General features: G+C 70.4%; 18 protein-coding genes. 14 read left to right on the top strand and 4 right to left on the bottom strand.

What is annotated here, in order from left to right; all coding sequences use genetic code 11:
- Position 1: 1 nt before the first annotated feature.
- The 3 genes from FS769_RS11250 to FS769_RS11240 all read right to left on the bottom strand — a co-directional run bounded on the left by FS769_RS11250 (position 2) and on the right by FS769_RS11240 (position 1,603).
- Positions 2-517: a hypothetical protein gene (locus FS769_RS11250; protein WP_186325524.1), complete on the bottom strand. Its 516-nt coding sequence runs from the start codon at positions 515-517 to the stop codon at positions 2-4.
- Positions 518-553: 36 nt separating this feature from the next.
- On the bottom strand, positions 554-1,000 hold the full coding sequence (locus tag FS769_RS11245) for a DUF2207 domain-containing protein (RefSeq protein ID WP_144833451.1): 447 nt from the start codon (positions 998-1,000) through the stop codon (positions 554-556).
- A 207-nt stretch (positions 1,001-1,207) separates the two neighbouring features.
- Positions 1,208-1,603, bottom strand: a complete 396-nt coding sequence (locus FS769_RS11240) for a tautomerase family protein (RefSeq protein WP_144833449.1) — start codon at positions 1,601-1,603, stop codon at positions 1,208-1,210.
- A gap of 156 nt (positions 1,604-1,759) precedes the next feature.
- On the opposite strand from FS769_RS11240, the gene FS769_RS11235 reads away from it, so the two are divergent.
- The 3 genes from FS769_RS11235 to FS769_RS11225 are packed head-to-tail and all read left to right on the top strand — an operon-like array spanning position 1,760 to position 4,520.
- Positions 1,760-3,322, top strand: a complete 1,563-nt coding sequence (locus FS769_RS11235) for a Rieske 2Fe-2S domain-containing protein (protein WP_144833447.1) — start codon at positions 1,760-1,762, stop codon at positions 3,320-3,322.
- Positions 3,323-3,325: 3 nt separating this feature from the next.
- Positions 3,326-3,721: a VOC family protein gene (locus tag FS769_RS11230; protein WP_144833445.1), complete on the top strand. Its 396-nt coding sequence runs from the start codon at positions 3,326-3,328 to the stop codon at positions 3,719-3,721.
- Positions 3,645-4,520, top strand: coding sequence for a hypothetical protein (locus FS769_RS11225; protein ID WP_260979749.1), 876 nt, complete (start codon positions 3,645-3,647; stop codon positions 4,518-4,520). The genes FS769_RS11230 and FS769_RS11225 overlap by 77 nt, the downstream gene beginning before the upstream one ends.
- A 90-nt stretch (positions 4,521-4,610) precedes the next feature.
- On the opposite strand, the gene FS769_RS11220 is transcribed toward FS769_RS11225, so the two are convergent.
- Positions 4,611-6,113, bottom strand: coding sequence for an HNH endonuclease signature motif containing protein (locus FS769_RS11220; RefSeq protein WP_144833441.1), 1,503 nt, complete (start codon positions 6,111-6,113; stop codon positions 4,611-4,613).
- 155 nt (positions 6,114-6,268) lie between these two features.
- Here FS769_RS11220 and pyrR point away from each other — a divergent pair, with 155 nt between their 5' ends.
- The 11 genes from pyrR to FS769_RS11165 all read left to right on the top strand — a co-directional run bounded on the left by pyrR (position 6,269) and on the right by FS769_RS11165 (position 19,694).
- Complete coding sequence (gene pyrR / locus FS769_RS11215) at positions 6,269-6,799, top strand: bifunctional pyr operon transcriptional regulator/uracil phosphoribosyltransferase PyrR (RefSeq protein WP_144833439.1); 531 nt, start codon at positions 6,269-6,271, stop codon at positions 6,797-6,799.
- On the top strand, positions 6,796-7,764 hold the full coding sequence (locus FS769_RS11210) for an aspartate carbamoyltransferase catalytic subunit (protein ID WP_144833437.1): 969 nt from the start codon (positions 6,796-6,798) through the stop codon (positions 7,762-7,764). The genes pyrR and FS769_RS11210 overlap by 4 nt, the downstream gene beginning before the upstream one ends.
- The gene (locus FS769_RS11205) at positions 7,761-9,083 is read left to right on the top strand and encodes a dihydroorotase (RefSeq protein ID WP_144833435.1); all 1,323 of its coding nucleotides are present in this window, start codon (positions 7,761-7,763) and stop codon (positions 9,081-9,083) included. Before FS769_RS11210 ends, FS769_RS11205 begins: the two co-directional genes overlap by 4 nt.
- Entirely contained in the window at positions 9,080-9,580 is a 501-nt protein-coding gene (locus tag FS769_RS11200; protein WP_186325523.1) for a hypothetical protein, read from the top strand. Before FS769_RS11205 ends, FS769_RS11200 begins: the two co-directional genes overlap by 4 nt.
- Entirely contained in the window at positions 9,577-10,815 is a 1,239-nt protein-coding gene (carA, locus tag FS769_RS11195) for a glutamine-hydrolyzing carbamoyl-phosphate synthase small subunit (protein ID WP_144833433.1), read from the top strand. The genes FS769_RS11200 and carA overlap by 4 nt, the downstream gene beginning before the upstream one ends.
- Positions 10,808-14,095, top strand: coding sequence for a carbamoyl-phosphate synthase large subunit (carB, locus tag FS769_RS11190; RefSeq protein ID WP_144833431.1), 3,288 nt, complete (start codon positions 10,808-10,810; stop codon positions 14,093-14,095). The genes carA and carB overlap by 8 nt, the downstream gene beginning before the upstream one ends.
- Positions 14,092-14,952: an orotidine-5'-phosphate decarboxylase gene (gene pyrF, locus FS769_RS11185; RefSeq protein WP_144833428.1), complete on the top strand. Its 861-nt coding sequence runs from the start codon at positions 14,092-14,094 to the stop codon at positions 14,950-14,952. The genes carB and pyrF overlap by 4 nt, the downstream gene beginning before the upstream one ends.
- Positions 14,945-15,850, top strand: coding sequence for a guanylate kinase (gmk, locus tag FS769_RS11180; protein ID WP_144833427.1), 906 nt, complete (start codon positions 14,945-14,947; stop codon positions 15,848-15,850). The genes pyrF and gmk overlap by 8 nt, the downstream gene beginning before the upstream one ends.
- 236 nt (positions 15,851-16,086) lie before the next feature.
- Positions 16,087-16,341 carry a DNA-directed RNA polymerase subunit omega gene (rpoZ, locus tag FS769_RS11175; RefSeq protein ID WP_055837405.1) on the top strand — a complete coding sequence of 85 codons (255 nt, stop codon included), beginning with the start codon at positions 16,087-16,089 and terminating at the stop codon, positions 16,339-16,341.
- A 116-nt stretch (positions 16,342-16,457) separates the two neighbouring features.
- A complete protein-coding gene (gene metK / locus FS769_RS11170; protein WP_144833425.1) occupies positions 16,458-17,651 on the top strand; it encodes a methionine adenosyltransferase in 1,194 nt (397 codons plus the stop codon).
- Positions 17,652-17,711: 60 nt separating this feature from the next.
- On the top strand, positions 17,712-19,694 hold the full coding sequence (locus FS769_RS11165) for a primosomal protein N' (protein WP_144833423.1): 1,983 nt from the start codon (positions 17,712-17,714) through the stop codon (positions 19,692-19,694).
- The last annotated feature ends 30 nt before the right edge of the window (positions 19,695-19,724 follow it).

Raw genomic sequence — 19,724 nt, 5'->3', positions numbered from 1 at the left:
CTCAGGAGAGCAATCCGTCGACGATCGCTCCCGCGGCGTCGAGGAGGTGGTCGGCGCCGGCAGCGATGTTCAGCACCCCGTTCACGAGGGCGTCGGCATCCATCACCTGCAGGAGCCCCTCCCCGATCTGGCCGATGACATCCTCCGACGTCTCACCGAGCTCATCGAAGTCGGCTCCGAGAGTGGCGAGCCACGCCTTCTCGACCCCGAAGATCACGGCGTAGGGGAGCAGCCGCTCGTTGAGCGCGAAACGCGACGCGGTGTCGCCGGGTTGCTGGAGCGACCCGGTCGGAGACTGCAGGGCGCGCAGACGCTCGGCCTCGGCGACGAGGAGATATCGACGGATGCCGTCGAGGTGCATGCGCCGTTCGGTCGCGGCCGGCGCGAACCGGCGGGATCGGCCCGGCGGAACGACGATGAGTGCCGCAGCGAGAAGAGCCCCGGCGCATAAGGACACGGCGAACGGCGCCGGGGGCGGGGGCGTGGCGAGGAAGACCCCCACGGCGAGGACGAGCAATGCGGTCGCCCAGCGGATGAGGGACCGACCGGAATATCACCCGCTCAGCAACCCCTCCGTGGTGAGGGCGAGTGACCGGGCGTCGACCAGTCTCCGCGCGCGTCGAGCGGTCCGTCGTCGGTCGCGGGAGAGTCGCCGTGAGAGGCGGCTCGGGGTCGCTTCACCGCAGATCGTGTCGAGCAGTCGGCGTTCTTCGTCGGTCAGGACCGCGCCGGCGATGAGTTGGACCGCGATCCCCGCGCGTGCGGTGCCGCTCTCGGTCAGAAGGCGCACTCGTCGGCGGACCGCGAGATCGACGAGTCCCGCCGCGAGGGCGCGCCGATCTCGACCGGCGAGGATCGCGTCCTCGATGACCGACGCACCCGCCAGCGGCGAGAACTGCACGACCAGCGAGCGCGGAAGGCGTCCCGCGTTCGCTCGCGCGACGATGGCGCACGACAGCAGCACTCCCGCAATGATCAGAAGGGTCGTTGCTGCAGCCATGTCGCGACGGTAGGGGGACCCTCGCCGTCGTCTCGCGATCCGCGCGTCGCCCCGGGAGCGGGTGATGTCAGCGCCGGTGGGTCGACGTCCCTCAGGTGTTCGGCGCCGCTCGCCGGAGTCGTCGCCGAACATGCCGCGGATGCTTTTCACCCACGCCCGTTGTTCGTGGGCCCCCGTTCGGACTCCGACGAAGCGGCATCCGGGATCTCAGCCGAGCTCGCCCGTCACGAACTGCGCGGTGCCGTGACCGAACGACCAGTCGGCGTCGCCGTTCTCCGTGATGCTCACGACGAGGTCTTCTCCGCCGATGTCGAGGCGGTCCTTCAGGTTGCGGGCGAGGGCGCGGTACAGAGCGACCTTGGCGTCTTCCGTGCGCGCCTTCGATGCGAACCGCACGATGACGAGTCGCTCGCTGCGGGTGATCCCGAGACCGGTGTCGAGGGCCACGAGCTCGAACGGTTCGTGCTGGGTGAGGATCTGGTACCGGTCGGTGTCCGGGACGTCGAACGCTTCGACGACGGCATCCTGCACGGCATCCATCAGCGTGCGCAGCTGCGTCTCGTCGTACTGTCCGCGGATGGTGTCGATCATGGCAAGGGGCATTTGGGGGTCCTTTCGTCGGTACGCCCGGCACGGTACTCGCGCCCGGTATGCGGGGGAGTGGCTTGACGGGGACTTCTCGACACCGGCGCACTCCCCGGGCTCTCGCAGTCCGCCCCGCGTAGACTCGACGGGTTCCGCCCACGACACAGGAGCGTTATGAAGATCACCGGCCTCGGCCACGCGGGAATGTTCATCGAGACGCGCGGCGGCAGCATCATCTGCGACCCCGTCATCGGTCCGAGCTTCTTCGGCTCGTGGTTTCCGTTCCCCGACAACCGCGCCCTCGACTGGGAGCGGTTCGGCAAGGCGGACTTCCTCTACATCTCGCACCGCCACCGCGATCACTTCGATCCGGCGATGCTCGAGCGGTACGTGTCGAAAGACATCAAGGTGCTGCTCCCCGAGTACCCCACCGATGACCTCGAGCAGGACCTCCTCGCGCTCGGCTACACCAACCTCGTGCGCACCGAGGCGGGTGTTCCCCTGCAGTTCGGTGACCTGAAGCTCATGGTGACGCCGCTGCGCGCGCCCTCCGATGGTCCGATCGGCGACTCGTCGCTGTCGCTCGACGACGGAACCGCCTCGATCCTGAACCAGAACGACTCGCACCCCCTCGATCTCGACAAGCTGTTCGACTTCGGCAAGCCCGACGCGTACTTCACCCAGGTGTCGGGTGCGATCTGGTGGCCCATGGTCTACGACCTGCCGCAGGACGCGAAGCAGAACTTCGCCAAGCTCAAGCGCGATGCGCAGAACAAGCGCGCGATGTACTACATCGATAAGGTCGACGCCGAGCACGTGTTCCCCATGGCCGGTCCGCCGATGTTCCTGCGCGAGGAGCTCTTCCGCTACAACGGCACCGGCATGGACGACGACTCGATCTTCACCGACCAGCGCGAGTTCCTCGCCCACATGAACGAGCAGCGTCCCGACCAGAAGGGGTACCTGTTCCTCCCGGGCACCGAGGTCGAGGTGCAGGGGTCGGATGTCACGGTCACCCAGACTCTGTACACGGATGCCGAGGTCGAACGCGTCTTCGGCGACAAGTGGAACTACCTGGCCGAGCAGCGCGACAGCCGCCAGGCCGAGGTTCAGGCGGAAGAGGCGACGCGCGCCGAGATCATCCCGCCGGCCGAGATGCTGGCCGCCCTGAAGGAGTGGTGGGAGCCGCTGCTGCGTCGCGCCCGGGTGATCCGCAATGGCGTGGGCGGCATGGTGCGGTTCCGCATCGGCGAGCTCGACATGGTCGTGGACTTCCCGAAGGCGAAGCTCCGCGAGTACGCCGGCGAGGAGTGCATTTACTGGTACACGATCCCCGCCGACCTCGTGTCGACGAACATCCGCGATCACGAGATCGACTGGTCGAACTCGATCTTCCTGTCGATGCAGTTCGAGGTGGGTCGTTCGGGCAAGTTCAACGAGTTCCTCACGACGTTCCTGAAGTGCCTGTCGCGCGACCGGATCGAGTACGTCGAGAACTGGTACGCCGAGCAGTCGGACCAGACCGAGGATGCCGAGATCGACGGCTGGACCGTTCAGCGTCGCTGCCCGCACCTGCGTGCCGACCTGACGAAGACCGGCAAGATCGAGGACGGTGTGCTGACCTGTTCGCTGCACGACTGGAAGTGGGATCTGGCGTCGGGTCGGTGCCTGACGACGACCGGTCACCCGATCCGTTCGACCCGTGCCGCCGAACCGGCCGAGGTTGCCGCGAGCTGACCTGTGCCGGGGTTCCATCACGTCGAGGTGTGGGTCGCCGACCTGGCTTCGGCGCGTGCCGAGTGGGGATGGCTGCTCACCGCGGTCGGATTCGAACGGACCGGCCAGTGGTCCGAGGGCGAGACGTGGAGTGCGGGGGACGGCCCCTACCTGACCCTGACGACGTCGCCGAACCTGTCGGGACCCGAGCATGATCGGCGCGCTCCCGGCGTGAACCATCTGGCGTTCCTCGGTGGTTCTCGGGCGCAGGTGGATGCCGCGATGGCCGCGGCGAGCTCTCACGGGTGGCGGTCGCTGTACCAGGAGCGGTATCCGTTCGCCGGTGGTCCTTCGCACTACGCGGGATGGCTGGAGAACTCCGCGGGGTTCAAGGCGGAGATCGTCGCAGACGAGGACTGACCCGAGCACGCGCGTTCGTGTCACGACGGGCGAGCGGGCGGTCCACGGCGCGAGGCGCGACGGACGGGGCTGCGGTGAGGCCACGGGTGACGTAGTCGAAACGGGAACGGCGAGCGCGGCAGCACCGACGGCGACGGCGGGCACCCACGGCGTGTCTGAGGAATGCGGCCCCAGCGCATCCGGTCACACTGGACAGGTGCAGCCGGAGCAGATCGTGGTGAAATCCGACGACCCGCGGTGCGTGGAGCTCGAGGCCGCCGGGTGGGTGGTCGTTTCACGATCATGGGCTGCGCAGGTGACGGCATCGAGCGTCGACATCGAGGTGCTCTCGGGCGCGGTTCGGCGCGGCCGTCGTCACGGTAACGTGCGGGAGATCGAAGACGGCGACCTCGAGTCCGTTCTCCTGCTGGACTACATGACGCTGGCCGACTATCCGGGCGGGGTCGCGACTGAGCATGATCCGCTGACGACATCGACCGCTCGCGTGACACACACGAGGCGAGGCTTCGGCGCCTTCGATGGCGGCGGCCGGGCTCTCGCGGTCACCTACGTCGACGTCGACGGTCGCGCCGCCGAGACCGACTTCACGGTCGTCGCTGCAGAACTCCGCGGGTTGGGCATCGGCACGGCGGTGAAGGCGGCCTCCCTGCTGGCGCTTCTACGCGACGGTGTCGAAGTGTTCCGAACCGGGGGCGCCGAAGAGAACCGCGCCACTCTCGACTCGAACCGGAGCCTCGGATACGTGGTCGACGAGGAATGGATCACTCTTTCCCCTCGGCACGACGCCGAGATCAGGTGACGACGGCGTTCACCGCGGACCGCCCGCGCCGACCGAGCCACGACAACGAGCTCTCTCCCACGTGGGCGATCCGTACCGTCGAATCCTCGGTCACGCCGCGTCGAAGCGACGCGGAGACCTCGACCGCAGCAGCGTGGGCGGGCGCACCTCACCCGTACGCGGATCAGGCGGGGCGTGCAACCAGTACGAGTCCCGCCCGGTCACGGAATCCCGCTCGCGCACGATCTTCTCGCCCCGATTGTGCAGACCCAGGTGATGGTTCCGGCAGAGGGGGACGCCGTCGTCGACGTCGGTTCTGCCCCGATCCGCCGCCCAATGGTCGATGTGATGCATCTCGCACTGCGAGATGGGGGCACGGCATCCGATACCGACGCACCCGCCGTCGCGCACCGCGATCGCGATCCGCTGGGCACGGGTGAACAGCCGCTGGTGTCGACCGACGTCGAGCGGCCGCCCCGCGTCGCCCACGGAGACCGGCACGGCGCCCGCATCGCACAGGTAGCTCTCGACGACCCCGCCGGGGAGGGCGGACCCGCCGTCTTCGAGGTGTCCGACTCCGCGCACGGTGGTCACGACACCCATCGCCTCGGCGCCAGGGGACTCGCCCTCCACCAGCGACGGAGCCTCCACCAGCGCCGATGCCTCCAGCACGATCCGCACGCCGGGTTGCCGGTCGCCGAACGCCTGCGCCGGATCGGCGGCGGCGCCCGTCCGCATGACGGCCATCAGCGTGTCGTAGGCGATCTGCTCGCCCGACCGCTCGTCGGGTGCGTCGGCGACCACGGCATCCGGATCCACGAACCGCGGACCCCGTCGCGGACGCAACGCCGCCTGGAGGATCGCATCGACCCAGGCCGCCGCATCGTCGTCGAACACGAACCGTCCGTGCCGCTGCCCGTGCTCGTCGACCCATGAACGATACGACCGGGCGGCGAAGCGCTCCTCGAACCGCAGGGTCACCCCGACCGGGTCGAGACGGTCCCGCGCGATCCGCGCGGACGCCCGCAACTCCTCGACCGGCAGGTGCGGCGCTTCGGCGATGAGCCGCTCGACGGCCGCCACCCAAGCGCGGGGGAGGAAGTCCGGATCGAGCTCGGAATACCTCTCGACCGGCGGCTCACCCAACCCCACGCGGATCGCCTGGAACTGAGCGTGACTGAGCGCCCCGTCACGCAGCGCCCCGCCGGCCCGTTCGAGCCATTCGCCACCCGCCGACGACACCGGCGATGCCGTGTCGCGAGGCCCGTCGTCACCCACGACGCCTACGGCATCGAGCAGGTCGCCCCCGGTCTTGACCGACCGCGTCACCTCGCGCCTGCTCCGCCCGGTCAGCGTCTGCAGCAACTCGGTCGCGTTGCGGTGCCCCTGTCGTTGGGCCAGCCCCGCCCCACCAAGCTCTCGCGCCGACCGTGCGTCGATCACCCGGGCCGCACACGCCGCCAACACGTCGAGGGCGTTCAGCGCCGCGGTGATCTCGGCCATGACCCCGACGATCTCGCGATCATCGAGGGCGGAGAGCTCCCGCCCCGCGATCAGGCCGACGACGCGCTCGCTCGCCACCCGAAGGCGGTCGACCGGCGCGCTCACTTCCATAGAACAAATGTACGAATGAACCACTCGAGCCGCCAGCGGCCAACCGCGACACCACCCGTAACCGCTCGAGGTTCACCCGCCCGCACCCGCTAGACTCGACGAAGAACCACAGCAACCTTTAACCCCGTCCCGTGAGGCGGAGAAGGGAGCGGCGGATGAATACGCGCACCGTCATGCACGATGCCGATATCGCCCGCGCTTTGACGCGCATATCGCACGAGATCCTGGAGTCCAACAAAGGACCGGAAGGACTCGTCCTCCTCGGCATCCCGACCCGCGGCGTCACGCTCGCGAACCGGATCGGCCCCCTCGTCAGCGAGTTCGGCGGCACATCCGTCCCGGTCGGATCGCTCGACGTCACGATGTACCGCGACGATCTGCACCGCAACCCCACGCGGGCCCCGCGTCGCACCGAGATCCCCGCCGGCGGCATCGACGGCAAGGTCGTCGTGCTCATCGACGACGTGCTGTTCTCGGGTCGCAGCATCCGCGCCGCCCTCGACGCGCTGCAGGACATCGGCCGCCCCGCCGCCGTGCGCCTCGCGACGCTGATCGACCGCGGCCACCGCGAGCTGCCGATCCGCCCCGACTTCGTGGGCAAGAACCTCCCGAGCGCCCGCGACGAGCGCGTCAACGTGCGCCTCGCCGAGATCGACGGCGTCGAAGAGGTGACGATCGAATCATGAGGCACCTCCTCGACACCCAGCACCTGTCTCGCGAAGACGCCCTCGAGATCCTCGACGTCGCCGAAGACATGGCCGACACCCAGCGCCGCGAGGTCAAGAAGCTCCCGACGCTGCGCGGCAAGACGGTGGTCAACCTCTTCTTCGAGGACTCCACCCGCACGCGCATCTCGTTCGAAGCCGCCGCCAAGCGCCTCTCCGCCGACGTCATCAACTTCTCGGCGAAGGGCTCGAGCGTCAGCAAGGGCGAGTCGCTGCAGGACACGGCGCAGACGCTCCAGGCGATGGGGGCGGATGCCGTGGTCATCCGCCACGGCGCGTCCGGCGCCCCGCGCACCCTTGCCACGTCCGGCTGGATCAGCGCCGGTGTGGTGAACGCCGGCGACGGCACCCACGAGCACCCCACGCAGGCCCTGCTCGACGCCTTCACGATCCGCAAGCGCCTGTTCGGCGACGACAGCCGCGGTCGCGGGCTCGACGGCATCCGGGTCACGATCGTCGGAGACGTGCTGCACTCGCGGGTCGCGCGGTCGAACGTATGGCTCCTGCACACCCTGGGCGCGCACGTGACGTTGGTGGCTCCGCCGACGCTGGTGCCGCAGGACGTCAGCCGCTGGCCCGTCGAGGTCGACTTCGACCTCGACCACGCGATCGCCGCCGGTCCCGACGCGCTGATGATGCTGCGCATCCAGCTCGAGCGGATGTCGGCGGCGTATTTCCCGACTGAACGGGAGTATTCCCGCCGGTACGGGCTCGACGCACGGCGTTTGCAGGCGCTTCCGGGCGGTAGCATCGTTCTACACCCCGGTCCGATGAACCGAGGTCTGGAGATCTCCGCCGAAGCCGCCGATTCGCCTCGCTCGACGGTGCTCGAGCAGGTCACGAACGGCGTCTCCGTGCGGATGGCCGTGCTGTACCTGCTGCTGGCGGGCGAGCGCCCCGACACCGAGAAAGAGGACCTCCGATGAGCCACGCCCCCGCACAGACCCTTCTGGTTCGCGGCGCGCGCGTCGAGGGTCATGACGCCACCGACCTGCTCGTGCGCGACGGTGTCATCGTCGAGACCGGCTCCGGCCTCTCGCACCAGGGCGCGACGGTCGTGGATGCCGACGGTCTCGTCGCCCTGCCGGGCCTCGTCGACCTGCACGTGCACCTGCGCGAGCCCGGGTACGAGGCATCCGAGACGATCCTCACCGGTTCCCGGGCCGCCGCCGCCGGTGGATTCACCACCGTCTTCGCCATGCCGAACACCTCCCCGGTCGCCGACACGGCGGGCGTGGTCGAGCAGGAACTCGCCCTCGGCGAGGCCGCCGGCTACGTGCACGTGCAGCCGATCGGCGCCGTGACCGTGGGGCAGAAGGGCGAACGCCTCGCCGAACTCGGCGCCATGGCCGACTCCCGCGCTCGCGTCCGTGTGTTCAGCGACGACGGCTTCTGCGTGTTCGACCCGATGATCATGCGGCGAGCGCTGGAGTACGTGAAGGCGTTCGACGGCGTCATCGCGCAGCACGCGCAGGACCCGCGCCTGACCGAGGGCGCGCAGATGAACGAGGGCGCCGTCTCGGCCGAGCTGGGTCTCACCGGTTGGCCAGCGGTCGCCGAGGAGTCGATCATCGCGCGCGACGTGCTGCTGGCCGAGCACGTCGGCTCGCGCCTGCACGTGTGCCACCTGAGCACCGCGGGCTCGGTCGACATCATCCGCTGGGCCAAGAAGCGCGGCGTCAACGTCACCGCCGAGGTCACCCCGCACCACCTGCTGCTGACCGACGAGCTCGTGCGCGACTACGACGCGCGGTTCAAGGTGAACCCGCCGCTGCGTCGTGAAGAAGACGTGATGGCCGTACGCGAGGGCCTGGCCGACGGCACGATCGACATCGTCGCCACCGACCACGCCCCGCACCCCGCCGAGGCGAAGGCCTGCGAGTGGGCGGCCGCCGCGAACGGCATGGTGGGTCTCGAGAGCGCTCTGCGCGTCGTGCACCACGCGATGGTCGAGACCGGCCTGCTCGACTGGGCCGACGTCGCCCGCGTGATGTCGGCGAACCCGGCCCGCATCGGACGCCTCGACGGACACGGCACGCCCGTCGCCGCGGGGCAGCCGGCGACCTTCACGCTGTACGACCCGCGCCCCTCCCGCACGTTCGGCCTCGACGACCTGCGCGGGCGCAGCACCAACTCGCCCTACCTCGGCCGTGAGCTGCCGGGCGAGGTGCGCTGGACCGTGCGCGCCGGCATCCCGACCGTCGTCGACGGTGCCGTGCTCGACGCTCCCGGGGTGCTCGCATGAGCCGCGAGGGCGCCCTCGTCGTGATGATCGGCGTGGCCCTCGTGCTGCTGGCCGTGCTCGCCTGGGCCTGGGTGCGACGAACGCGGCGCGATGCGCGCTTCACGGCCCCGGTGGGGGAGCTGCCCGCAGACGCCGTCGAAACGGCGGTGTTCTCGGGGCTCTACGTCGCCACGACCCGACACGACGAGCCGCTCGAGCGTCTCGCCATCAAGGGTCTCGGCTTCCGCTCCCGCGTCGACGTCACGGTCACCTCGGCCGGCGTCGCCCTCGACCTGCAGGGCCAGCCCCGCATCGCGCTCACCCGCGACCGCCTCGTCGACGCCTCTCAGGCCACGGTCGCCATCGACCGCGTGGTCGAGCGCGACGGCCTGACGCGCGTCAGCTGGCGCATCGACGACGACACGATCGTCGACACCTACCTCCGTCCTCAGGACGCCTCGGCCAAAGCTCTGGCCGACGCGATCCGCCCCCTCACCTCGACAGGAAGCGACGCATGACCGCCCTGATCCCTTCCGCGCGCCTTTCGCGCGACCCGGCCGTCCTCGTGCTCGAAGACGGCACCCGCTACACCGGCCGCGCCTACGGCGCTCGCGGCGAGACCCTCGGCGAGGTCGTCTTCGCCACCGGCATGACCGGCTACCAGGAGACGATCACCGACCCCTCGTACGCGGGCCAGATCGTGCTGCAGACCGCGCCCCACATCGGCAACACCGGCGTGAACGACGAAGACCCCGAGTCGCGTCGCATCTGGGTCGCCGGCTACGTCGTGCGCGACCCCTCGCGCATGGTGTCGAACTGGCGCGCGAACCGCTCGCTCGACGACGCGCTCGTCGAAGACGGCATCGTCGGCATCTCCGGCATCGACACCCGGGCCGTCACGCGCCGCATCCGCTCCGAGGGCAGCATGCGCGGCGGCGTCTTCTCGGGCGAGGCCGCGGACCTGGATGCCGAGGAGCAGCTGCGCCGCGTGCGCGAGGCCCCGGGTATGGCGGGTCGCAACCTCTCGGCCGAGGTGTCGGTCAGCGAGGTCGAGGTGACCCCCGCGACCGCCGAGCGCATCGGCAACCTCGCCGTGCTCGACCTCGGTGTGAAGCAGTCCACGATCGACAACCTCGCCGGGCGCGGTTTCGATGTGCACGTGTTCCCGCAGTCCGCGACGATCGAGGAGATCCGCGCGATCGAACCGGTCGCGGCGTTCTACTCGAACGGCCCCGGCGACCCCGCGGCATCCGACCAGCACGTCGAGCTGCTGCGCGCCGTGCTCGGCGACGGGCTGCCCTTCTTCGGCATCTGCTTCGGCAACCAGCTGCTGGGCCGCGCCCTCGGCTTCGGCACCTACAAGCTGCCGTTCGGCCACCGCGGCATCAATCAGCCCGTGCTCGACAAGACCACCGGCCGCGTCGAGATCACCTCGCAGAACCACGGCTTCGCGGTCGAGGCGCCGCTCGATGAGATCGTCGACAGCCCCGCCGGCTTCGGCCGCGTCGAGGTCAGCCACATCGGCCTGAACGACAACGTCGTGGAGGGCCTGCGCGCCCTCGACATCCCGGCGTTCAGCGTGCAGTACCACCCCGAGGCCGCCGCCGGCCCGCACGACGCCAACTACCTGTTCGACCGCTTCCGCGAGATGGTTCTCGCGAGTCAGGCCCTTCGACAGGCTCAGGGACCGGATGCCGCTGCTCTGGCCCCCTCCGACGCTCAGGACTCGACCCAGGAAGACAACAATGCCTAAGCGCGACGACATCCACTCCGTCCTCGTCATCGGATCCGGCCCGATCGTCATCGGTCAGGCCTGCGAGTTCGACTACTCCGGCACCCAGGCGTGCCGCGTGCTGCGCGAAGAGGGCGTGCGCGTCATCCTCGTCAACTCCAACCCCGCGACGATCATGACCGACCCCGACTTCGCCGACGCGACCTACATCGAGCCGATCACCCCCGAGGTCATCGAGTCGATCATCGCCAAAGAGAAGCCGGATGCCGTTCTCCCCACCCTCGGCGGACAGACCGCTCTGAACGCGGCGATCCAACTGCACAAGCGCGGCATCCTCGAGAAGTACGACGTCGAGCTCATCGGCGCCGACTTCGACGCGATCAACCGCGGCGAGGATCGCCAGATCTTCAAGGAGCTCGTGCTCGAGGCGGGCGCCGATGTCGCGGCATCCGTCATCTGCCACTCGATGGACGAACTCCTCGCCGGCGCCGAGAAGCTCGGCTACCCGCTGGTCGTGCGCCCGTCGTTCACCATGGGCGGCCTCGGCTCGGGCTTCGCGTACGACGAGGCCGACCTGCGCCGCATCGGCGGCGCGGGCCTGCACGACTCGCCCACCAACGAGGTGCTGCTCGAGGAGTCGATCCTCGGGTGGAAGGAGTACGAGCTCGAGCTCATGCGCGACACCGCCGACAACACGGTGGTCGTCTGCTCGATCGAGAACGTCGACCCGGTCGGCGTGCACACCGGCGACTCGATCACGGTGGCGCCCGCACTGACCCTGACCGACCGCGAGTACCAGAAGCTGCGCGACATCGGCATCGACATCATCCGCGCGGTCGGCGTCGACACCGGTGGCTGCAACATCCAGTTCGCGGTCGACCCGGCGACGGGCCGCATCATCGTCATCGAGATGAACCCGCGCGTCTCGCGTTCGTCGGCGCTGGCGTCGAAGGCCACCGGCTTCCCGATCGCCAAGATCGCCGCGAAGCTCGCGATCGGCTACCGCCTCGACGAGATCCCGAACGACATCACCAAGGTGACCCCGGCGAGCTTCGAGCCCACGCTCGACTACGTCGTGGTGAAGGTGCCGCGGTTCAACTTCGAGAAGTTCCCGGCCGCCGACACCACGCTGACCACCACCATGAAGTCGGTGGGCGAGGCGATGGCGATCGGCCGCAACTACACCACGGCCCTGCAGAAGGCGCTGCGCTCGCTCGAGAAGCGCGGGTCGAGCTTCCACTGGGGCGAGGAGTCGCGCTCGGTGGAGCAGCTGCTCGAGATCTCGAAGACCCCGACCGACGGCCGCATCGTGGTGCTGCAGCAGGCCCTGCGCAAGGGCGCCACGCCCGAGCAGGCGTTCGATGCGACGGCCATCGACCCCTGGTTCATCGACCAGATCGTGCTGATCAACGAGGTCGCTGAGTTCATCGGCGACGCCGTGAACCTGGATGCCGACACCCTCCGCGTCGCGAAGGAGCACGGTTTCAGCGACGCCCAGATCGCGCAGATCCGCGGGCTCGACGAGGCGGAGGTGCGTGAGAGCCGCTACGCGCTCGACGTGCGCCCGGTCTACAAGACCGTCGACACCTGCGCGGGGGAGTTCCCGGCCCTCACGCCGTACCACTACTCCTCGTACGACGCCGAGACCGAGGTCACCCCCTCCGACCGCACGAAGGTCGTCATCATCGGCTCGGGCCCCAACCGCATCGGTCAGGGCGTCGAGTTCGACTACTCGTGCGTGCACGCCTCGTTCGCGCTGTCGGACGCCGGCTACGAGACCGTCATGGTCAACTGCAACCCCGAGACCGTGTCGACCGACTACGACACCTCCGACCGGCTGTACTTCGAGCCGCTGACGCTCGAAGACGTGCTCGAGGTGCTGCACGCCGAGGCGCAGTCGGGCACGATCCTCGGTGTCGTCTGCCAGCTCGGCGGACAGACGCCGCTGGGCCTCGCGAAGGGCATCGAGGCCGCCGGGTACACGATCCTCGGCACGAGCCCCGAGGCGATCGACCTCGCCGAGGAGCGCGAGCTGTTCTCGCGCCTGCTCGACGAGGCCGGACTCGTGGCCCCGCGCAGCGGCACCGCGATCGACGTCGAAGGCGCCGTGACCGTGGCCGAGGAGATCGGCTACCCCGTGCTGGTGCGCCCGAGCTTCGTGCTCGGCGGTCGCGGCATGGAGATCGTCTACTCGACCGACGCGCTGCGCGACTACTTCGTGCGCGTCGCCGACCAGGCGATCATCGGCCCCGGCCTCCCGCTGCTCGTCGACCGCTTCCTCGACGACGCGATCGAGCTCGACGTCGACGCGCTGTTCGACGGCACCGACCTGTACATCGGCGGCGTCATGGAGCACCTCGAAGAAGCCGGCATCCACTCCGGTGACTCCTCGTGCACCCTCCCGCCCGTGTCGCTCGGTCGCACCGAGGTCGACCGCGTGCGCGAAGCGACCCTCGCCATCGCGAAGGGCGTGGGCGTGAGGGGTCTGCTGAACGTGCAGTTCGCGATCTCGGCGGGCGTCCTCTACGTCATCGAGGCGAACCCGCGCGCGAGCCGCACGGTGCCGTTCGTGTCGAAGGCGCTGGGCATCCCTCTCGCCAAGGCCGCCAGCCGCATCATGGCCGGCAACACCATCGCCGAGCTCATCGCCGAGGGTCTCCTGCCCGAGCAGGACGGCTCGCGCGTGCCGCTCGATGCTCCGGTCGCCGTCAAGGAGGCCGTGCTGCCGTTCAAGCGCTTCCGCACCGCCGACGGGCACACGGTCGACTCGGTCCTCGGACCCGAGATGCGCTCGACCGGTGAGGTCATGGGCATCGACCGCGACTTCCCGACCGCGTTCGCGAAGTCGCAGGAGGCCGCGTACGGCGGCATGCCGACCTCGGGAACCGTGTTCATCTCGGTCGCCGACGCCGACAAGCGCGCCGTGATCCTGCCCGCCCACCGTCTGCAGGAGCTCGGTTTCTCGTTGCTCGCGACCGAGGGCACCGCGGAGATCCTCGCGCGCAACGGCATCCGGGTGAAGGTCGTCGAGAAGTACTCCGAGACGCAGGGGTCGGACCAGCAGAACGTGGTCGACCTGATCAACGCGGGTGAGATCGACATGATCGTCAACACCCCCTCGGGTGGCACGGCACGAGCCGACGGCTACGAGATCCGCGCGGCGGCTGTGGCCGCCGACAAGGCCCTGTTCACCACGATGGCCGTGCTCGGCGCCGCGGTGAGCGCCCTGGGTGCGATGAAGGACGGCTTCGAGGTCCGCAGCCTGCAGGAGTACGCCGTGGATCGCGCGGCGCGCCTGTGAGCGAGACGTTCGGTCAGCGACTCTCCGCCGCCCTCGACCTGCACGGCGCCCTGTGCGTCGGCATCGACCCCCACGCCGCCCTGTTATCGGCGTGGGGGCTGGATGCCACGGCCGAGGGCGCGCGGGAGTTCGGCCTGCGCACCGTCGAGGCCGCCCACGGGCGGGTCGGCGTGGTCAAGCCGCAGGTGGCGTTCTACGAGCGCTACGGCTCCCGCGGGTTCGCCGCCCTCGAAGACGTGATGGCCGCCGCGCGCGACGCGGGGCTCCTCGTGATCGCCGACGCCAAGCGCGGCGACATCGGCACGACGATGGAGGGCTACGCGCACGCCTGGCTCGCGCCCGGTTCTCCTCTCGAGGCGGATGCCGTGACCCTGTCGCCGTACCTCGGCGCCGACTCGCTGCGCGAGGCGTTGGCGCTGGCCGTGCACCACGGCAAGGGCGCGTTCGTGCTGACCGCGACGAGCAACCCCGAGGCGCGTGCGCTGCAGAGCGCGATCGTCGACGACGCCCTCGCGGTGGGCGATCGCGAGCACGTCGCGGCCCGTGTGGCGCACGACGTGAACCAGGCGAACATCGGCGCCCCCGGAGCCCTCGGCCCGGTCGGCGTCGTGGTCGGCGCCACCGTCGATCGCTCGGCGTTCGGGCTGGGCGACGTGGCGCTGGCGGGCATGCCGATCCTCGCTCCCGGTTTCGGCGCGCAGGGGGCCGCGCCCGCCGACCTGCGCCGCTTGTTCGGCTACGTGGCATCCGCCGTCGTCGCGAACGAGAGCCGCAGCATCCTCGCGGTCGGACCCGACCGTCTCGCCGCCCGCATCGACGAGCGCGCCGCGCTCTACCGGGAGTCCCTGCATGGCTGAAACCCGTCGTCCGCCCGAGGTCGACCGCGCCGCCGCCTCGCGCCGCGCCGTCGAGGCTCGTCGCGAGCGCGCCGCGCTCAAGCGCGACGTGTCGACCCGCGTGATCTCTCCGCAGGAGCTGCTGCGCCGCGGCCTCGCCGACCCGCTGTCGGCGGCCGGGGCGATGCGCGTGACCGAGTTCCTCACGGCGATCCCCGCGATCGGCGAGAGCAAGCGCGACCGCATCCTCGCTTCGCTCGGCATCTCGCCGGTGAAGCGTCTGGGCGGTCTGGGCTCGCGTCAGCGCGACGCGCTGCGCTCCTACCTCGACACGCGCTGGCCCGAGCCCGGTCCCCGCGAGGGACGCAGCCGCCTCATCGTGCTCGCCGGCCCCACGGCCGTCGGCAAGGGCACCGTCGCCGCGCACATCAAGGAGCACTACCCCGAGATCCACCTCTCGGTCTCGGCGACCACGCGCAGCGCCCGCCCGGGAGAGGTCGAGGGCGAGCACTACTACTTCGTCGACGACGCCGAGTTCGACCGTCTGGTGGCGGCGGGGGAGTTGCTGGAGTGGGCTGTCGTGCACAACAAGAACCGCTACGGCACGCCGCGCGCTCCGATCGAGCGCGTTCTCGCCGAGGGCGGCACCGCCCTGCTCGAGATCGACCTGCAGGGCGCCCGTCAGGTGCGCGCGGCCGATCCGTCGGCCACCCTGGTGTTCCTCCTGCCCCCGAGCTGGGACGAGCTCGTGCAGCGCCTGGTCGGGCGGGGGACCGAGGATGCCGAGGAGCGGGCCCGTCGGCTGCGCACGGCGCGCGTCGAGCTCGCCGCGCAGAACGAGTTCGACTACCGCGTCGTGAACGACGAGGTGGCCCACGCGGCCGCCCAGGTCGTCGAGCTCGCGTCGGCGCAGCACTGAGCCGACCCGCCCGGGCCGCAGCGCTCGCTTCTGCACAGAGCGTCCGGTTCGGGGCGCGATCTGCACCTCGGGGCGGGAATTTTTCGCCCCGAGGTGCGGAATCCGCCCCGAACCCGCTCCGCCCGACCCACCCGACGCCCCTCGGCACAGCCCGCGCCGGCGTCGGCTAGAATAAGAGGATGCTTCGGCGCTCGAGCGCCGCATCCACCCCATCCCGCCGAACCAGGAGGTTCCCCATGGCCGGACGTGACAAGGGCATCATCGACCCGCCCATCGACGCTCTGCTCGACAAGGTCGACTCGAAGTACCAGCTCGTGATCTACGCGTCCAAGCGCGCGCGCCAGATCAACGACTACTACTCCGACCTGCACGAGGGAAACCTCTTCGACAACGTGGGACCGCTGGTCGACTCCACCGTCGAAGACAAGCCCCTCACGATCGCGCTGCACGAGATCCACGAAGACAAGCTGCGCCTGCGCGCTGCGGAGTGATCCACAGCCGACGCATTTCGTGATCTGTTCACAGATGTGACGATGCCCCGGGCGGCCCACCGCCGCCCGGGGCATACTTGTGCCCGTCCCCAGCCCTCAACTTTTTCGGAGTCGTCTTGACCGACCTGCGCCTGTTCACGTCCGAGTCCGTCACCGAAGGACACCCCGACAAGATCTGCGACCAGATCTCCGACAGCATCCTCGACGCGATCCTCACCGACGACCCCACCGGTCGCGTGGCCGTCGAGACGCTCGTCACCACGGGGCTCGTGCACGTGGCCGGCGAGGTCTCCACGAGCGCCTACGTCGAGATCCCCGCCATCGTGCGCAACGTGGTCAACCGCATCGGCTACACCTCGAGCGACACCGGCTTCGACGGCGAGTCGTGCGGCGTGAGCGTGTCGATCGGTGCGCAGTCGTCCGACATCGCCGCGGGCGTCAACAAGGCGTTCGAGCAGCGCGAGCGCGGCTCCGTCGATCCCCGCGACCTGCAGGGTGCGGGCGACCAGGGCATCATGTTCGGTTTCGCGACCAACGAGACGCCGCAGCTCATGCCCATGGCCGCCTGGACCGCTCACCGCATCGCCGAGCGCCTGGCATCCGTGCGCAAAGACGGCTCGCTGCCGTTCCTGCGTCCCGACGGCAAGACCCAGGTCACGCTCGGCTACGACGGGCACGTGCCGCGCACGGTCGACTCGGTCGTGCTGTCGACGCAGCACCACCCCGACATCTCGCAGGAAGACCTGCGCGCCGAGGTGCAGGCCGCGGTCATCGACCCGGTGCTCGCCGAGACCGGTCTCGCCCTGCCCGACGTGAAGTACTACATCAACCCGGCAGGTCCCTTCGTCATCGGCGGACCGAAGGGCGATGCGGGCCTGACCGGCCGCAAGATCATCATCGACACCTACGGCGGCGCCTCGCGTCACGGCGGCGGTGCGTTCAGCGGCAAAGACCCGTCCAAAGTCGACCGCTCGGCCGCCTACGCCATGCGCTGGGTCGCGAAGAACGCCGTCGCCGCGGGTCTCGCCGACCGCCTCGAGGTGCAGATCGCCTACGCGATCGGCAAGGCCAACCCCGTGGGCCTGTACGTCGAGTCGTTCGGCACGGCGCACGTGGCCGACGACGTGATCGTGAAGGCGATCCGCGACGTGTTCGACCTGCGCCCGGCCGCGATCGTCGAGCAGCTCGACCTGCTGCGCCCGATCTACGCGAAGACGGCGACCTACGGCCACTTCGGCCGCGAACTGCCCGACTTCACGTGGGAGCGCACCGACCGCGTCGACGAGCTCCGCACCGCCGCCGGACTCTGAGAGTGCGTGGGGGAGTGCGCCCCGGCTCGATGATCGACGCAGCCCCCGGGGACCGATCTCGTGAGTGAGCGGCGCGTCGCGCGCGTGCAGCTCGAGTCGCCCGTGCCCCAGCTCGACCGACTGTTCGACTACGCCGTTCCGCACCCGCTCGTCGCCGATATCGCTCCGGGCGTGCGGGTGAAGGTGCCGTTGCGCTCGGCCGGTCGCATGATGGACGCCTTCGTCATCGAGGTGGTCGCCGACGACGGCACCGAGCGACCCCTGTCGGCGGTCGAGGCGGTCGTCTCGCCCATGCCGGTGCTGCCCGAGCGGCTGTACACGCTGGCCCGACGGGTCGCCGACCGCGCGGCGGGCTCGGTGAGCGACGTGCTGCGCTTGGCGGTGCCCAAGCGCATGGTCCGCGCCGAGAAGGCGTGGGCGGCAGCCCCGGCTCCCAAGACGCCCGAGGTGGTGCCCGCGGCCCGAGAGCGCGCCACGGCCCTGCTGCAGCCCTACCCGGGGCTCGCCGACGCCCTCGACGCGGGGGAGCGACTCGCCGTCGACGCCCCGCCGCATCCGCATCCGGAACTCCCGCGCGGCGCGTGGGCCGACCTGCTCGCCGCGGCCGCCGTGCACACGCTCGCGCGGGGGCGCAGCGCCGTGCTCGTCGTGCCCGACTATCGCGATCAGGCGCAGGTGCTGGCTGCTCTGGCCGAGCTCGTGACTCCGGATGCCGTGGTGCGCGACGACTCCGACCAGTCCGGTCCCGCGCGCTACGCCCAGTACCTGCGCGCCCTCGTGCCGGTGCCCTGCATCGTCGTGGGCCGCCGCTCGGCCGTCTACGCCCCCGCGCACGACACCGGCCTCGTCGCGATTTGGGACGACGGCGACACCCTGCTCGCCGAGCCCCTGTCGCCCGGCGTGCACGCCCGCGACGCCGCCCTCGTGCGGCAGGAGCTCGAGGGATCGGCGCTGCTGTTCGCCGGCCACACCCGCACCACTGACGTGCAGCGCCTCGTCGAGGTCGGCTACGTGCGCGAGGTTCCGCAGGCGCGTCGCCAGAGCCCGCGGGTCGTCCTCAGCGCCACGCGCGAGGGCGAGCAGCGGCAGTCGCGCGTTCCGTCGTCGGCGTTCGCGGCGGCGCGCGAGGCTCTTCAGCACGGCCCCGTGCTCGTGCAGGTCGCCCGCCCCGGTTACGCCCCGTCGCTCATCTGCGCCGATTGCCGACGCCCGGCGCGCTGCCAGCACTGCGCCGGCCCGCTGCGCGCCGCCCGACCGGGTGCCGTGCCCGTGTGCGCGTGGTGCGGGCGGAGCGCCCACGCGTGGGCCTGCGGGCACTGCGGCTCGACCAAGCTGCGCATGGCCTCCTCGGGCAGCGAGCGCACCGCCGACGAGCTCGGCCGCGCCTTCCCGAACACGCGGGTGATCGTCGCCGACGGCGCCCATCCCGTCGCCGAGGTCGACGCCACTCCCGCCCTCGTGATCGCCACGCGCGGGGCCGAGCCGCTCGCGCGGGGCGGCTACAAAGCCGTGATCCTGCTCGACGGCGACCGGATGCTGCAGAACGAAGCCCTGCGCATCGCCGAGCACTGCCTGCGCTGGTGGTCGAACGCCGCCGCCCTGGCCGCCCCCGGCGCCCCCGTGCACCTGGTCGGCGTCGCGGGACCGGTCGCCCGGGCGCTCGCGACCTGGACCCATCCGGCGTACGCGCGCGGAGAACTCATCGAGCGCCTTCCCCTGCGGATGCCGCCCGCCGTGCGCGTCGCGAGCGTCGACGGACACGCCCGGAGCGTCGACGTGCTGCTCGAATCACTGCGCGAGAGCGTGCCCGACCTCGACCCGCTCGCGATCCTCGGCCCGGTCGACACGTCGGAGACGCCCGACGTCGCGACCTCCCGCGCACTGGTGCGCTTCGACTACGCCCACGGCCGCGCCGTCGCCGAGGCCCTGCGCGCCGGGGTGATCGCCGACGCCCTGCGCGCGCGCAAATCGCGCAAAGATCGCGGCCCCAAGCCGCGCAGTACGCTCAGAGTCCGCCTCGACATCCCCGAGCCCGACCTCTGAGCGGGTCACGCACCCGTCACGACCCCGAGA

The sequence above is a fragment of the Microbacterium sp. BH-3-3-3 genome, from assembly GCF_007679045.1.
GTDB lineage: Bacteria > Actinomycetota > Actinomycetes > Actinomycetales > Microbacteriaceae > Microbacterium > Microbacterium algihabitans.
Note: the sequence above shows the minus strand (reverse complement) of the source record. Positions and strands in the feature narration are given on the sequence as shown.

What these genes read in the sequence shown, in the direction of transcription:
- FS769_RS11245 (WP_144833451.1), bottom strand. Translation starts at nt 1,000, where the DNA reads ATGGCTGCAGCAACGACCCTTCTGATCATTGCGGGAGTGCTGCTGTCG.
- FS769_RS11240 (WP_144833449.1), bottom strand. Translation starts at nt 1,603, where the DNA reads ATGCCCCTTGCCATGATCGACACCATCCGCGGACAGTACGACGAGACG.
- FS769_RS11235 (WP_144833447.1), top strand. Translation starts at nt 1,760, where the DNA reads ATGAAGATCACCGGCCTCGGCCACGCGGGAATGTTCATCGAGACGCGC.
- FS769_RS11220 (WP_144833441.1), bottom strand. Translation starts at nt 6,113, where the DNA reads ATGGAAGTGAGCGCGCCGGTCGACCGCCTTCGGGTGGCGAGCGAGCGC.
- pyrR (WP_144833439.1), top strand. Translation starts at nt 6,269, where the DNA reads ATGAATACGCGCACCGTCATGCACGATGCCGATATCGCCCGCGCTTTG.
- FS769_RS11210 (WP_144833437.1), top strand. Translation starts at nt 6,796, where the DNA reads ATGAGGCACCTCCTCGACACCCAGCACCTGTCTCGCGAAGACGCCCTC.
- FS769_RS11205 (WP_144833435.1), top strand. Translation starts at nt 7,761, where the DNA reads ATGAGCCACGCCCCCGCACAGACCCTTCTGGTTCGCGGCGCGCGCGTC.
- FS769_RS11200 (WP_186325523.1), top strand. Translation starts at nt 9,080, where the DNA reads ATGAGCCGCGAGGGCGCCCTCGTCGTGATGATCGGCGTGGCCCTCGTG.
- carA (WP_144833433.1), top strand. Translation starts at nt 9,577, where the DNA reads ATGACCGCCCTGATCCCTTCCGCGCGCCTTTCGCGCGACCCGGCCGTC.
- carB (WP_144833431.1), top strand. Translation starts at nt 10,808, where the DNA reads ATGCCTAAGCGCGACGACATCCACTCCGTCCTCGTCATCGGATCCGGC.
- gmk (WP_144833427.1), top strand. Translation starts at nt 14,945, where the DNA reads ATGGCTGAAACCCGTCGTCCGCCCGAGGTCGACCGCGCCGCCGCCTCG.
- rpoZ (WP_055837405.1), top strand. Translation starts at nt 16,087, where the DNA reads ATGGCCGGACGTGACAAGGGCATCATCGACCCGCCCATCGACGCTCTG.